Annotated in this window: 11 protein-coding genes; 5 read left to right on the forward strand and 6 right to left on the reverse strand. The window is 46.4% G+C overall.

Annotation, left to right across the window (positions count from 1 at the left end; translation table 11 throughout):
- The first annotated feature begins 279 nt into the window (after positions 1-279).
- From FTV30_RS13655 to FTV30_RS13665, 3 genes are all read left to right on the forward strand, one after another.
- Positions 280-903 (forward strand): TetR/AcrR family transcriptional regulator, encoded by a 624-nt coding sequence (locus tag FTV30_RS13655; RefSeq protein ID WP_180001776.1) that lies wholly within the window; start codon positions 280-282, stop codon positions 901-903.
- Positions 904-1,052: 149 nt separating this feature from the next.
- A complete protein-coding gene (gene ppc / locus FTV30_RS13660; RefSeq protein ID WP_180001777.1) occupies positions 1,053-3,737 on the forward strand; it encodes a phosphoenolpyruvate carboxylase in 2,685 nt (894 codons plus the stop codon).
- 306 nt (positions 3,738-4,043) lie between these two features.
- A complete protein-coding gene (locus tag FTV30_RS13665; RefSeq protein ID WP_148334914.1) occupies positions 4,044-5,339 on the forward strand; it encodes a solute carrier family 23 protein in 1,296 nt (431 codons plus the stop codon).
- 266 nt (positions 5,340-5,605) lie between these two features.
- Here FTV30_RS13665 and FTV30_RS13670 read toward each other — a convergent pair whose 3' ends face one another.
- The 5 genes from FTV30_RS13670 to ilvD (FTV30_RS13690) all read right to left on the reverse strand — a co-directional run bounded on the left by FTV30_RS13670 (position 5,606) and on the right by ilvD (FTV30_RS13690) (position 11,479).
- Entirely contained in the window at positions 5,606-5,785 is a 180-nt protein-coding gene (locus FTV30_RS13670; RefSeq protein ID WP_004280844.1) for a hypothetical protein, read from the reverse strand.
- A gap of 308 nt (positions 5,786-6,093) precedes the next feature.
- Positions 6,094-6,381, reverse strand: a complete 288-nt coding sequence (locus FTV30_RS13675) for a chorismate mutase (RefSeq protein WP_159516534.1) — start codon at positions 6,379-6,381, stop codon at positions 6,094-6,096.
- Positions 6,362-7,684, reverse strand: coding sequence for a hypothetical protein (locus FTV30_RS13680; RefSeq protein WP_180001780.1), 1,323 nt, complete (start codon positions 7,682-7,684; stop codon positions 6,362-6,364). The genes FTV30_RS13675 and FTV30_RS13680 overlap by 20 nt, the downstream gene beginning before the upstream one ends.
- Positions 7,685-7,833: 149 nt before the next feature.
- The gene (gene ilvD, locus FTV30_RS13685) at positions 7,834-9,519 is read right to left on the reverse strand and encodes a dihydroxy-acid dehydratase (RefSeq protein ID WP_004280835.1); all 1,686 of its coding nucleotides are present in this window, start codon (positions 9,517-9,519) and stop codon (positions 7,834-7,836) included.
- A 130-nt stretch (positions 9,520-9,649) separates the two neighbouring features.
- The gene (gene ilvD / locus FTV30_RS13690) at positions 9,650-11,479 is read right to left on the reverse strand and encodes a dihydroxy-acid dehydratase (RefSeq protein ID WP_004280822.1); all 1,830 of its coding nucleotides are present in this window, start codon (positions 11,477-11,479) and stop codon (positions 9,650-9,652) included.
- Between the two features lie 408 nt (positions 11,480-11,887).
- Here ilvD (FTV30_RS13690) and fmt point away from each other — a divergent pair, with 408 nt between their 5' ends.
- Positions 11,888-12,850 carry a methionyl-tRNA formyltransferase gene (gene fmt / locus FTV30_RS13695; protein WP_180001778.1) on the forward strand — a complete coding sequence of 321 codons (963 nt, stop codon included), beginning with the start codon at positions 11,888-11,890 and terminating at the stop codon, positions 12,848-12,850.
- Positions 12,847-14,154 (forward strand): 16S rRNA (cytosine(967)-C(5))-methyltransferase RsmB, encoded by a 1,308-nt coding sequence (gene rsmB, locus FTV30_RS13700; RefSeq protein ID WP_180001779.1) that lies wholly within the window; start codon positions 12,847-12,849, stop codon positions 14,152-14,154. Before fmt ends, rsmB begins: the two co-directional genes overlap by 4 nt.
- A gap of 84 nt (positions 14,155-14,238) precedes the next feature.
- Here the strand turns inward: rsmB and zupT are convergent, their stop codons facing one another.
- The gene (gene zupT, locus FTV30_RS13705; RefSeq protein WP_306669837.1) at positions 14,239-14,997 is read right to left on the reverse strand and encodes a zinc transporter ZupT; all 759 of its coding nucleotides are present in this window, start codon (positions 14,995-14,997) and stop codon (positions 14,239-14,241) included.
- Positions 14,998-15,148: the final 151 nt, after the last annotated feature.

Consider the following 15,148-nt stretch of genomic DNA (forward strand, 5'->3'; position numbering starts at 1 on the left):
GATACAAAATAAGCAAGGTCTTGCTCTACTTTCTTTAAGCTTTCAGTCAAGTATTTCATTGCAAGTTTTTTTAAAATTTAATACCTAAATTGTATATGTTTGACTATATTTGTCAATATAATTATTTGATATCAATCACTCTTATCTGATCGTCTTTTTTAGGGCAAACTATGCTGATATATTGAATTGCTTGTTTTTTAATTAATATACCACCCGGTACACTAATTAAAACTCAAGCTTCAAAGCAATGACCGTATTGACTTTTTTTTGGAAGAAATTGTGCAAATACCTGTAGGACGACCCAAGGATCTGGAAAAGCGTCAGCGCATCCTCAGCGTGGCCAAAGTGCTGTTTTTAGCGCATGGCTATCATGCCTCCAGCATGAACCAGATTGCACGTGAGGCAGGTGTGACCAAGCTGACGGTGTATAACCATTTTCAGGACAAGGCGACCCTGTTTAGCTGTGCGATTGAGGATACCTGTGAAGCCATTCTGCATGAACATCCTCAGCTCTTGCAGCCGAGCAGTGACTTTGCGCAGGAGTTTTATCAGGCCTGTCAGCGCGCTTTAAATATTATTCATTTACCAGAAGCGATCAAGCTGGACCTGTTACTGATGGAACTGGCCTCGCAGCAAAGTCCTCTGGCAGAACAGTTTTATGAGGCCTCGCATAGCAAACTGGATGCAGTCTGGAATGATTTCTTTGCTCTGGCCCAACAGTACAGCTTTATTCAGGTCGATCTTCCAGAAAAACAGACCGAGCTGATCGTGTCCCTGCTGACCGGAACCCGTCATCAGAAAATCCTGCTGGGTCTCAGCCCTCCCCCTTCAAGCGCAGAACAGCAACAGATCATTAGCGAGGCCATTGAACTGTTTATGCTGAAATATGCTCTGCCTGACTAAAGCCTTCTCTCAGGATCGAGCACCGATAACCATATGTGGCCTAAAATTTGCTAAAAAAGCAGCCAATGCTCTGCAACTTTTGTCTCTAAGGGACTTGGATTGTCATGCAGTCGCGGTATAGTCAAAGCATGCATGTGAGGGAATAAAAAATGATTCAACAGATTGATGCACCACTACGCGAAGACGTACGCTTACTGGGTAATTTGCTGGGGGAAACCTTAAAATTACATGCGGGGCAGGATTTGTTTAATCAGATTGAGCAGATTCGTGCTTTATCTAAAGGCGCACGTGATGGACAGGTCGAAGCAGAAAAACAGCTAGAACAATTATTTTTGAGTCTGGAAGATGCGGAAATCCTGCCTCTAACCCGTGCCTTTACCCATTTTTTGAACTTTGCCAATATTGCCGAACAATATCATGTGGTGCGTCGTCGCCGTCAAAGCGAATTCGATGACACGGCAGAATCCCCTAATCCTCTGGTACCGTTATTTGAAAAATTTAAACAGCAGGAGATTTCTGCCGACACGCTGTACCAGCAAATCTGTGAATTAAAAATTGAACTGGTACTGACCGCGCATCCGACAGAAGTCAGCCGCCGCACCCTGATCCAGAAATATGATGGTATCAATAATGCCCTGTCCAAATTCGACCAGCAGAAACTCACGCCGCGTGAACGTCAGGCAGTGTTGGCAGATCTGAAACAGCTGATTAGCTCGGCCTGGCAAACCGATGAAATCCGTCAGCATCGCCCGACCCCGATCGATGAAGCCAAATGGGGTTTTACTACCATTGAACAGACCCTGTGGAATGCGGTTCCGAAATTTATCCGAGAATTAAATGGCATGGTGCAAGCGCAATGCGGCCAGAACTTGCCCTTAAATATTGCACCGGTACGTTTTGCTTCCTGGATGGGTGGTGACCGCGATGGCAACCCGAATGTCACCCATAATGTGACGCAAGAAGTGTTGTGGCTGTCACGCTGGAAAGCTGCCGATCTGTATTTACGCGATATTGAGAACCTGCGCTGGGAACTCTCCATTCAGCAATGTAGTACGGAAATCTCCAAGGCATTGGGTCAGGACCATCCGGAACCCTATCGTGAATATTTACGTGATACCCGTAGCCGCCTGAAAGCGACCCGACACTGGCTGGCAGAAAAATTAAAGGGCAATGATGCCGATGATAGTTTAGTCATTAAAAGTAAAGATGAGCTATTACAGCCACTATTGACCTGCTATCGCTCATTAATGCACTGCAATCTGGCCGAAATTGCCAATGGCAGCCTGCTGGACTTTATTTACCGGGTCAACAGCTTTGGGATTGAGTTACTGAAACTGGATATTCGTCAGGAATCAGGTCGTCACCGTCAGGCAATCTCGGCGATTACTGAATATTTAGGGCTGGGAAATTTTGACACCTGGACCGAACAGGCACGTCAAAACTTTTTACTGCAAGAATTGCAAAGCAAACGTCCCTTGCTCCCAAAACATCTGAATGAACCAGCCGGCAGTCTGATTCAGCATCCGGATGTACAGGAAGTCTTTGCCACCATGCGCACCCTGGCAGAACAGCCAAGTGAGTCTCTGGGTGCCTATATTATTTCCATGGCGGAATATCCAAGTGATGTGCTGGCGGTATTGCTTCTACAAAAAGAAGCGGGTATCAAGCACGCCTTACGAGTGGTACCGCTGTTTGAAACCCTCAAAGATCTGGACGGTGCAGCCGAGACCATGTCGACCCTGTTCAATATGCATTGGTATAAACAGCATATTCAGGGCAAGCATGAAGTGATGATTGGCTATTCGGATTCAGCCAAGGACGCCGGTTTTATGTCGGCCAACTGGGCGCAGTACCGTGCCCAGGAAGAACTGACGACGATTGCCCAGCAACATGGCGTTCAGCTGACCCTGTTTCATGGCCGTGGCGGTTCGATCAGCCGTGGCGGTGCGCCAACCCAGCAAGCCTTGTTCTCACAGCCACCGGGGTCGATTTCAGGCACGATTCGGGTGACTGAACAGGGCGAAATGATCCGCTTTAAATTCGGACTGGAAGAAATTGCCCTGCAGAATCTGGAAATTTATACTGCTGCGACCTTAGAAGCAACCTTGCTCCCGCCACCCGAGCCGAAACAGGAATGGCGCGACTTGATGCATCAAATGACCGAACTCTCGGTTCAGGTCTATCGCCAGACCGTGCGGGAAAACCCGCATTTTGTCAAATACCTGCGCACCGTCACTCCGGAACTTGAACTGCAAATGCTGCCGCTGGGTTCACGGCCGGCGAAACGTAAAGTCAGTGGCGGGATTGAGTCCTTGCGTGCGATTCCCTGGGTATTTGCCTGGACCCAGATTCGTCTGATGTTACCTGCCTGGCTGGGTACCGGTGCCGCGCTGAATAAAGTACTGGATCAGGGACAACGGGCGGTACTCGATGAGATGCTGGCAGAGTGGCCATATTTTCAGACCCTGATTGATATGCTGGAAATGGTGCTGTCCAAAGCCGATGCACATGTGGCCCTGTACTATGAATCACATCTGACCCAAGATGAAGATCTCAAAGTACTCGGCACAGAGCTGCGCCAGCGTTTGCAGGATGCTGTACAGACCTTGCTGACGTTAAAGGGTGAATCTAAATTGCTGAGTAGCAACGGCGTCCTGGATCAATCCATGAAAGTCCGTAAACCGTATTTGCTACCACTACATTTGCTGCAAGCCGAGCTGATGAAACGTCGCCGTCTCTATCTGCAACAGCAGCAAGCTGAAAATACCCCGGTCGATCATGCCTTAATGGTCAGCATTGCCGGCATTGCAGCCGGTTTACGTAATACCGGCTGATTTTTCGCCCTCGCATTCAAAGCACATCCTGGTGATGTGCTTTTTTTGTACATGAATTGGCCAAAACCACTCACTGCATCGTATTTTTTATAACTAAAATAACAAATCTTTATGAGTGAATTTTAAGCATAGCTATATGATTAATCCACTGATTTAACGCTACTTTTATATTAAAAATATTTACCAATTGATAAAAAATAAATAAAAGTCAATGAATTAACTTGAACAAAAAGTTGAAAGGAGTGATTAAAACTTCCAAAAAACCGGAGTATGATGTGCACAATTTATCTTTTGAGTGCTCATTTTATGTCCAGTTGGTTTCCCAAATGGCGCCCTTATGAGGGCAGTATCGATGCACGACCAGTAGGTACCGCAGAGTATTTGCCACCCGCACAAACGGTAGTTTTGGGTGTACAGCATGCCTTTGCCATGTTTGGCGCGACTGTACTGGCACCTTTTTTAATGGGCTTTGATCCTAACCTGGCGATTTTAATGTCAGGGATCTGTACTATTCTGTTCTTTTTAATCACCGGTGGCCGGGTTCCAAGTTATCTAGGTTCAAGCTTTGCCTTTATTGGTGTGGTCATCGCAGCAACTGGTTATGCGGGTGGTGGCGGACTGAATCCGAATATTGGCGTTGCAGCAGGCGGGATTATCGCATGTGGCATCTTCTATGCGCTGATGGGCTTTCTGGTCATGGCGACGGGCACCCGCTGGATCGAAAAGCTGATGCCACCGGTAGTGACCGGTGCCGTGGTGATGATCATTGGCCTGAACCTTGCTCCAGTCACGGTTAAAAGCGTCATGGGCAACACCTTTAATATGTGGATGTCTCTCGTTACCGTGATGTGCATGGGCTCGATTGCCGTCTTTACCAAAGGCCTGCTGCAACGCCTGCTATTATTGGTCGGTCTGTTACTGGCCTATCTGATCTATTTCATGCTCAGCAATATCATGGGTTATGGTACTGCAATCAACTTCCTTCCCATTCAGCAAGCGGCCTGGTTTGGGTTACCGACTTTCCATGCACCGACCTTTGAATTGAATGCGATGTTGATCATTGCGCCAATTGCCTTGATTCTGGTGGCTGAAAATCTGGGCCATATTAAAGCCGTAGGCGCGATGACCGGTGAAAACCTAGATCCGCATATTGGTAAAGCCTTTGTAGCAGATGGTATTGCAACCACTTTAGCCGGTGGTGTGGGTGCGCCGGGTATGACCACCTATGGTGAAAACATTGGTGTAATGGCCGTGACACGGGTTTACTCGACCATCATCTTTGCAGTCGCGGGTGTCTTTGCTGTGTTCCTGGGTTTATCGCCTAAGTTTGGTGCGGTGATTCATACTATTCCAACGGCGATTCTGACTGGTGCTTCGATTATAGTCTTTGGTTTGATTACTATTGCTGGTGCCAAAATCTGGATTGAGAACAAGGTCGATTTTTCGCAGAACAAGAACCTGATGGTGGCTGCGGTGACCATTATTTTAGGTACGGGTGATTTTGCCCTGACTTTTGGTAGCTTCAATCTGGGTGGTATTGGTACGGCAACGTTTGCAGCCCTGTTCTTAAACTGGTTCTTCAGTCTGGTCGATAAAAAATAAAATTCAGCGATGACTGGGCACAGCCTGTTGCAAGCAAAAAGACCGAACATATATGTTCGGTCTTTTTTGTAGCCTAAAACAGTCTGTCTAGAATGAACTGTTTTAAGTGACTGGCAATTGATTCACGTTGGCTTATTTCTGTTTTTTAAGCGCTTGCTTCAGTTGCTTCAATTTGCCTTTATGTTTTGAAATCTTTTTCAAACGTGCTTTGATTTCTTGCTTTAAAGATTTAACTTGCTTAGCCATGGTATTACTCCCTAGTAAGGCTATTCGTTAGGCTTGTGTTGTTTCACAAAACCACGAATAAATTTTCTTAATTCACGAGCAGCACTAGTATCCAGTTCTTCGCAGAGACGAATAAATTCATCACGCTCCGTACTCTGAATACGAATTAAAAGTTGTCCATCTTTCTTGCCTGTCTTTATTTTTTTGATTTGCTCGCTCATTGCTTATCTCTCCAAAATAAAGACTACTTTGCAAAAGATGTATATACAATATATATACTTTTTAAATTAAATCAAACTTACATTGTAAAAATATTTAATAAAATCAATTTCTTTTTTTTACCATAATTTCTATAAAACCGTGCAAAGCCCGTCCAGGCAAGGCTTTAGGCACTTGGCTGAATGGGCTTTTTATGGATAAATTATTTTTGCAAAAAGGCGATGTTGTGCTTAAAAATCGCCATGGCTACAGCAAGATCTCCTGCATAGCTTGAAGATCGTCCGGCGTAGTTGAACTGAAATGAGCCCGTTTAAGGACGAAACTCTTTCAGTTCACGTTGAATAAAGTATTGGAACATTTCACGGTATAGATGTTCAATAAACTCCTGATCGAGGCCCTGCTTTTGCGCCAATGCCCTAACATTTTCTACAATCTGTTCCATACGTTCTGGTGACTGCAAATCGGTTTCGGTTTTTTTGAAACGGGTGGTTTGATCAACATAAAATTGACGCGCAGCGATCAGCTCAACTAAAGCTGTATCAATGGCATCGATCTGTTGACGTGCATATTCTAGTGATTCAGCTTTGATCTTTTCCATGTTTTTTCAGTTCACTTTCAGTTTGATTATTACTCTTATACTTTTCTTCTAACACATTACTGAAAATACTTTCAATCATCCAGACCCGATATAAGCTATTAAATGTATAACTTTGATCATCTATCCGCAGTTCCAGTACCGGAAAGTTCGGCTGCGACTTCATTTCACAGAGCATATCATTGTCCTGCAGCTTCACCAGAATATCGTCCTGGGTCAGATCTACAATATTTAACTGTTGCTGCAAAAGTTTGAAATGGGGTGCATAAGACAGGTCTTCACCACGGGTCCAGACGGCCTGCAAGATCTGGTACATCGCCTCAATCCGCTGCTCCTCGGGACAGCTATAAAATAACTGTGCGATTGGCGCAATCGCCTGCTCGGTCGGTCGGCAAAACGGGGTAAATTCTACGTCCGTCCGTTTGGATAAACGTGTGGCCAGACTCCAGTCAAACTCATCCCGGCCACGATAGGACAAGGGATAGACATTCAACTGGATATTATAATAATCCGCCAGTTCTTCCTTGATATAGGCCAGCAAAAGCCAGGAGATCGGATCTTCCAGCGCGATATACAAGTCCAGTTCCGGATCCATCGACTGGATCTCGTTCAGCTCTTCAGCATCACTGATCAGATGCTCACGCCATTCAATGTGATCGATCATAAAAATCGGATTACCGGTCAGCAGTTTTTGCTGCTCCAGACGCCGGGTCAGACGCAACAGGTCATCGACTGCCTGATACTGGCGTCCGCCTAAATTAAAATAGCTGGCCAGAATCGGGGTCTGGTCAAAAATACGTTCGGGAAAGTCCTGTGGCTGATGATGACGACTGGCCATGGCATAAAGGGTTCGTAATTTTCCGGTCTGTTTTTGCCACAACATATGAAACACATCTTCCAGCAAATACAGAAAATCCTGCCCGCGCAGCGGGGTATGCCGTAAAATCAGTTCCGCCTGTTGCAAGGCTTCAGCGCTGGGCAATTCTGGCGTGTCATGAAAACTAAAACGATGCTGTTTCGACAGAATCTTGGCATCATTTAGGGTGTAGTGCTGCCATTCATCAAAAGACATCTGATTTGGGGGGGCTGCATGCGAACTGGAAATAATTACTTTCAGCGGCTTGAGCTGCGGACTTAAAATTTCTTCGAGCTGGGGCAGCTGCTGTACCGCCAGATAGCTGTACACATCATCCAGTCTTAAATGGATACTCAGCCCATCTTGAATAGATAACACCGTTTGACGGATTGGTTTCTGGTAAAACCAACTCGATCGGATTGGATCAAACCAACGGCGTAACAGGGACATGAGTTCGGCCTCGACAAAGATGACGGTGTGCAGTTCAAAAAATTGAATCTGTACAGAATAATCTATTTTTAAGATCGCAGAGCCAAAGCCCTGCATGGTGTAAAAACTTATATCAAGTCATAAACAAATGTTCAATGTTTAACAATGGATTAGAGGTCAAGATTCAAGTCAGTGACCGCCCCGGTTTCTGCACCTGAGGTCAGTTTGGCGAATTTGGCCAGTGCTCCATGGGTATAGTTCGGTTTTGGTTTGATCCAAGCTGCTTGACGTGCTGCAATCTCCGGCTCATCCACATGCCAGGTCATTTCCCGGGTTTCCGCATTAATTGAAATCTGGTCGCCATTTTGTACCAGACCAATCGGGCCGCCATCATAAGCTTCGGGGGTGACATGACCAATCACAAAACCGTGACTGCCACCCGAGAAGCGTCCATCGGTAATCAGGGCAACTGAAGCGCCTAAGCCCTTCCCGATAATCGCAGAGGTCGGTTTCAGCATTTCTGGCATTCCCGGGCCACCTTTGGGACCAACGCCACGAATCACCACCACTTCACCCGGCTGGACTTCGCCATCCAGAATACCGCGCATGGCACCCTGCTCACCTTCAAACACGCGAGCCGGGCCAGCAAAATGCAGTCCTTCCTTACCGGTAATTTTGGCGACCGCGCCCTTCGGTGACAGATTGCCTTTTAGAATCACCAGATGTGAGTCTTTTTTCACTGGCGCATCAAAAGGCAGAATAATCTGCTGGCCTTCCGGATAGTCCTGCACATCGGCCAGATTTTCTGCCAGCGTCTTACCTGTGACCGTCAGACATGAGCCATCCAGCATGCCGGCATCCAGCATGCGCTTCATCAGTGGTTGAATTCCACCAATCGCAATCAGTTCTGACATCAGATATTTACCTGATGGACGCACGTCGGCCACCACCGGAATATCTTTACCAATCCGCACGAAATCATCCAGACTCAATTCCACTCCTGCTGTATGTGCCATGGCTAAAAGATGCAGTACACCATTGGTCGAACCACCCAGCGCAATCAAGACTTTAATCGAGTTTTCAAAGGCGGCTTTGGTCATGATGTCGCGCGGCTTAATATCCAGTCGCAACAGGTTCATCACCGCTTCACCGGCCCGGGCACAGTCAATTTGCTTGTCTTCCGATACCGCTTCCTGTGCCGAAGAGCCCGGCAGGCTCATACCTAAAGCTTCAATCGCAGAGGCCATCGAGTTGGCCGTGTACATACCGCCACACGAACCCGGACCTGGCAAGGAAACCTCTTCAATATGCTTGACCTGAATCGCGTTGATTTCACCTTTGGCATATTGACCCACCGCTTCAAACACTGAAATCATGTCGGTATGACCTTCACCCGGTTTGATGGTTCCGCCATAAATAAACAGCCCCGGACGGTTGAGGCGCGCCAATCCCATGATGCAGCCGGGCATATTTTTGTCACAGCCACCAATGGCAATCACACCATCATAAGCCTGACAGCCGACCACGGTTTCAATCGAATCTGCGATCACTTCCCGTGACAGCAGGGAATATTTCATGCCTTCGGTGCCATTGGAAATGCCATCTGAAATGGTAATGGTATTAAAGATAATGCCCTTGCCACCCGCCGCACTCACGCCCTGCTCTACGGTTCTGGCCAGACCATCAATATGCATATTACAAGGCGTGACATTGGCCCAGGTCGAAGCAATGCCGATAAATGGCCGGTTAAAATCGGCATCCTGAAAACCGGTAGCACGCATCATGGAACGCGCCGGTGCATTTTCAATACCTTCATAAACGGGGGCAGAATGCTCGCGGATATTATCTTTACTCATTATTCTCTTCCTGGGCGATGACCGATTTTAAGCGTCGGTCTTGGACAATTTATTTTAAGATCATTGTATAGTTTCTTGTATAAAAAAAGCACCCCATCTGGAGTGCTATTTAAATCTGTAAAATTACAGCTTAGATATCACGTACCGCACCTTTCGCCGCACTGGTGGCATGCATTGCATAGGCTTTCAGCGCTTTAGATACTTTACGTGGACGTTCCTTTGCAGGCTTCCAACCTTTGGCTTCTTGTACTTCACGGCGTGCTGCCAATACATCTTCAGCAACGGCTAAATGAATGCTACGGTTTGGAATATCAATTTCGATACGGTCGCCATCTTCAACCAGGGCAATTGTGCCGCCTTCAGCTGCTTCTGGGGAAACGTGACCAATGGAAAGACCTGAAGAACCACCAGAGAAACGACCATCAGTGACAAGTGCACAGTCTTTACCTAAACCTTTCGATTTTAAGTAGCTGGTTGGGTACAACATTTCTTGCATGCCTGGACCACCCTGTGGACCTTCATAACGGATCAGCACCACATCACCTGCCACGATTTTCCCACCAAGAATGGCTTCAACTGCATCATCCTGGCTTTCAAATACACGTGCTGTGCCGTTGAATTTCAAGATAGAGTCATCTACACCCGCAGTTTTGACGATACAACCATCCAGTGCAATGTTGCCGTAAAGCACTGCCAAACCGCCGTCTTGCGAGAAGGCATGTTCAACATTACGTATTACACCATTTTCACGGTCGCCATCTAGACGGGTGTAATAACGATCTTGTGAGAATGCAGTTTGGGTTGGTACACCGCCCGGTGCCGATTTGAAGAAGTTATATACCTCTTCATCTTCAGTACGGATGATGTCCCATTTGTCTAAAGCATCTTTCAACGTTGCTTCATGTACGGTCGGTACAGACGTATCCAGTAAGCCACCACGGTCTAGTTCACCGAGGATCGACATAATGCCGCCGGCACGGTGAATATCTTCCATGTGGACGTTTTTAACCGCAGGTGCCACTTTACACAGTACAGGCACTTTACGAGATAAACGGTCGATATCGTCCATGGTGAAGTCTACTTCTGCTTCGTGAGCAGCTGCCAACAAGTGAAGAACGGTGTTGGTTGAACCACCCATCGCGATGTCCAAAGTCATGGCATTTTCATAGGATGCTTTGGTTGCTACATTACGTGGCAATACGCTGTAATCATTCTGTTCATAATGACGCTTGGTGATTTCAACGATCAACTGACCTGCGCGCTCAAATAATTTCTTACGGTTGGCATGTGTTGCCAGCGTAGAACCATTACCCGGTAATGAAAGACCCAAAGCTTCAGTCAAACAGTTCATTGAGTTGGCCGTAAACATACCTGAACAAGAACCACAGGTTGGACATGCAGAACGTTCGTATGCTTTGACTTCTTCGTCTGTGTAGTTGTCATCTGCCGCCACAATCATCGCATCAACAAGGTCAATTGCCTGTTCATTGCCACGAATTTGCACTTTACCCGCTTCCATCGGGCCGCCTGAAACAAACACCACAGGAATGTTCAAACGCATGGCTGCCATGAGCATGCCCGGGGTGATTTTGTCACAGTTTGAAATACACACCATCGCATCTGCACAGTGTGCATTAACCATGTATTCAACCGAGTCAGCAATCAGGTCACGTGAAGGCAATGAGTACAGCATGCCGTCATGACCCATCGCGATGCCATCATCGACAGCAATGGTATTGAATTCTTTTGCTACGCCGCCTGCTTGTTCAATTTGACGTGCAACCAGCTGACCCAGGTCTTTTAGATGGACATGACCCGGTACAAATTGCGTGAATGAGTTAACGACCGCAATAATCGGCTTACCGAAATCTTCGTCTTTCATTCCGGTAGCACGCCATAAACCGCGCGCGCCAGCCATATTTCTTCCGTGTGTCGATGTTTTTGAACGATAGTCAGGCATTTTATATTTCCAACAAAGTTTGAGCTTGAAATGAACCGGGCAGATCCACTCTGGCTAAATCATACTGACAATGAGCTTAAATCAGTTGCATTTTAGACCTATCATACTACAAGTCCTTGTTTTACAAGATGACCTTTTGGTTGTAGATGCAGGCAAAAATATCTATAGAGAGATTATGATGATCTGGCGATAAAAATTTCTTGATGAAATCTACTATACCGCCATCATCGTCAGGACAATACAAAACTTTCATGAATAATTTTTACAATTTGCATGAGTTTTTTTTATATAAAAATTCCACCGAAATTCAAGCACTCAGCAAGCTTCTTGGATAAGTTTTTGCAACGATTAGGCTGAAATTTGGCTTTTGGCTTATAATAGCTTTTAAGTTTATTTGGAATTTCATGTGTGAAGATCATATTTGCAGGCACACCAGAATTTGCAGCGACTGCATTGGCTACGCTACTCAAAACCGAGCATGAAATTGTGGCGGTCTATACCCAGCCTGACCGCAAAGCCGGACGCGGGCAAAAACTCACGGCATCTGCAGTCAAGCAGTTGGCGCTAGAACACAATATTCCGGTCTATCAGCCTTTGCACTTCAAGTCATCGACTGAAGAAGGTCTGGCAGCGCAAGCAGAACTCAAAGCCTTAAATGCAGATGTGATGGTGGTGGCGGCCTATGGCCTGATTCTGCCACAAGTGGTTCTGGATACACCCAAATATGGCTGTCTGAATATTCATGGTTCATTACTTCCGCGCTGGCGCGGTGCAGCACCGATTCAACGTGCCATTGCCACCGGCGATACCGAGACTGGTGTAACCATCATGAAAATGGCAGCAGGCTTGGACACAGGCGATATGATGCTGAAAACCATCTGCCCAATTGAAGCGACAGATACCTCTGCAACCTTACACGACAAACTTGCTGTTAAAGGTGCTGAAGCTACCGTTCAGGTACTTGAGTCTGAAGAAAGCTTACAAAAATATTTGGCTGAACGTGAAGTGCAAGACGAAGCACTTACGGTTTACGCACATAAACTTTCAAAAGCGGAAGCACAAATCAACTGGAGCCAGCCTGCGGCAGAGATTGACCGGAATATTCGCGCCTTTAATCCCTGGCCGGTGGCCTTTACCCCGCTGGATGACAGTAACAATTTACGCATCTGGAATTCATCACTTTCTACCCAGCAGGCAACCGCTGCAGTGGCAGGTGAAGTAATTGCTCTGGATAAAGACGGCGTACATGTGATGTGTGGTGATCAGAACGCCATTTGCATCACCAATCTGCAATGGCCAGGTGGCAAAGCCCTGAATGCTGTTCAAATTAATCAAACTCAAAAACTATCGGTAGGATATAAATTCGCATGAGCCAAATTCAATCATCAGCTAAAAACTTGAATTTGCGCGCGCAAGTTGTCAAAACACTCTTGGCTGTACAAAATGGCCAATCACTTGCTTCAGTACTCAATCAACATATCAATATCGTGTCTGAACGTGACCGTGGTTTATATCACGAGTTAACCTTGGGCTGTTTACGTCAGTGGCATGGCCTGAAAGCCATTACCCTGCCGTTATTAACTAAACCCCTTGATAACCAGGCCCTAGAAAGCTGCTTATATTTGGGTTTATATCAGATTCTATGTACCCGCATTCCGGCACATGCCGCCATTTCAGAAACCGTGACTGCCGCCAAACAGCTGGGCTTTGAACCTTTAAGTGGTCTGGTCAATGCGGTGTTACGTCGTGTTTCACGTGAAACAGAAGAATTTGATCTGGCGTTAAATCAGGCACATGGCCTGCCAAGCTGGTTATTCAAACGTTTAAAGAAAGACTGGCCGGAACAGCTGGCTGAACTGTCGCACGAGTTAAAACAGATTGCACCGCTGACCTTGCGTGTTAATGTCAATCAGGTTAGCCGTGATGAATATCTGGAAATTCTGGAAGAAGAAGGCTATGAAGCACGTGCTTGCAGCCTGTCTGAAGTCGGGATTGTACTGGAACAGAATGTGCATATTCCAAACCTGCCGGGCTATGAAGCCGGCGGCTTCTCGGTTCAGGATGAACACGCCCAGCTATGTGCAACCTTAATACCTGATCTGGAAGGAAAAGTTGTAGTAGATGCCTGCGCTGCACCGGGTGGTAAGACTGCACACATTCTGGAAAAGTATAGTCCGAAAAAACTTTATGCAATTGATCAGGACGCGAAACGTTTGGTTCGTGTGGCAGAAAATCTGGAACGCTTACTGTTAACCGATTATGCCGAAGTTGAAATTATTGCAGCCGATGCCATTAGCTGGACAGCGTCTGAACCGGTCGACTGTATTGTGCTGGATGCACCATGTTCTGCCATCGGTGTGATCCGTCGCCATCCGGATATCCGTTTGCTGCGTCATTCTACAGATATTCCGCAAACCGTCGCGCTGCAAAAGCAGATTCTGGAAAATATGTGGCAGCAGTTAAAAGTCGGCGGCACCTTGCTCTACATTACCTGTTCGATTCTGAAAGCGGAAAATGAACAGCAGATGGTCGAGTTTTTTGCCCAGCATGCCGATGCCAAGGAAATCAAGATCGAAGCCGATTGGGGCATCGAACAGATACATGGTCGTCAGTTGTTGCCGAAAGCAGATCAAGGCGATGGCTTCTTCTATTGTCGTATTGAAAAGATCGCATAAATCATCATTTTTAAAGTCGGAAAAGGTAGCTTCGGCTGCCTTTTTTATTGCATGCTTTATTGCATGGCCGACTTGTAACAGGACTTACTGAATAAACTTAAAGATCACCAGACTGGTTGCCAGTGCAGCCATGCCACTCACCAGTCCATAGACGGTTTCATGTCCTTCGGCATAACGTTTTGCCGTCGGCAATAACTCATCCAGTGCCAGATAGACCATCACCCCGCCAATCAGGCCAAACACCAGACCATATACCGTATCGCTCATATAAGGCGCCAGAATAAAATAGCCCAAGGCGGCACCCAAAGGTTCAGCCAGTCCCGACACCAGACTGGCCCAGAGCGCATAATCTTTGCGTCCGGTCGCCATATACACTGGCAAGGCAATTGCCACACCTTCCGGGATATTATGAATCGCAATTGCCACCGCCAAAGGCGCACCCAAGGCAGGACTTTCCAGCGTGGCAAAAAAGGTCGCCAGACCTTCTGGCAGGTTATGTGCGCTAATGGCGAATAAAGTCAGCATGCCGGTACGCAATAGTTGCGGTGAACTGACGCCCTCACTGGCATGCGTTTCAACAGTTTCATGCGGATTTGGCACAAAATGATCCAGCAATAACACCAGAATCACGCCCAACAAAAATGCAAAGGTGCCAAAGGCAAAACCGGTTTTTTCATCAAAAGCCAGACTAAAGGAGGCAATCGATTTATTCAGAATTTCGGTTAAAGAAACATAGATCATGGCGCCCGCGGCAAAGGCCAGACCAAAGGCCAGCAGACGGAAATTGGGTTTTTTTAAGAAGAGTGATTGATAGCAAATAATTATATTGACAAATATAGTCAAACATATACAATTTAGGTATTAAATTTTAAAAAAAACTTGCAATGAAATACTTGACTGAAAGCTTAAAGAAAGTAGAGCAAGACCTTGCTTATTTTGTATCCCCTGAAAATAAAGATGGGTTTATTAAGGAATTTGCATCATGGGTCTATGG

Origin of the sequence: Acinetobacter sp. YH12255, assembly GCF_013417355.1 — a bacterium.
Taxonomy (GTDB): Bacteria; Pseudomonadota; Gammaproteobacteria; order Pseudomonadales; family Moraxellaceae; genus Acinetobacter; species Acinetobacter pseudolwoffii.

Excerpts from the sequence above, each read along its gene's own strand:
- ppc (WP_180001777.1), top strand. The coding sequence starts at position 1,053 with ATGATTCAACAGATTGATGCACCACTACGCGAAGACGTACGCTTACTG.
- FTV30_RS13665 (WP_148334914.1), top strand. The coding sequence starts at position 4,044 with ATGTCCAGTTGGTTTCCCAAATGGCGCCCTTATGAGGGCAGTATCGAT.
- FTV30_RS13670 (WP_004280844.1), bottom strand. The coding sequence starts at position 5,785 with ATGAGCGAGCAAATCAAAAAAATAAAGACAGGCAAGAAAGATGGACAA.
- FTV30_RS13675 (WP_159516534.1), bottom strand. The coding sequence starts at position 6,381 with ATGGAAAAGATCAAAGCTGAATCACTAGAATATGCACGTCAACAGATC.
- FTV30_RS13680 (WP_180001780.1), bottom strand. The coding sequence starts at position 7,684 with ATGTCCCTGTTACGCCGTTGGTTTGATCCAATCCGATCGAGTTGGTTT.
- ilvD (WP_004280835.1), bottom strand. The coding sequence starts at position 9,519 with ATGAGTAAAGATAATATCCGCGAGCATTCTGCCCCCGTTTATGAAGGT.
- ilvD (WP_004280822.1), bottom strand. The coding sequence starts at position 11,479 with ATGCCTGACTATCGTTCAAAAACATCGACACACGGAAGAAATATGGCT.
- rsmB (WP_180001779.1), top strand. The coding sequence starts at position 12,847 with ATGAGCCAAATTCAATCATCAGCTAAAAACTTGAATTTGCGCGCGCAA.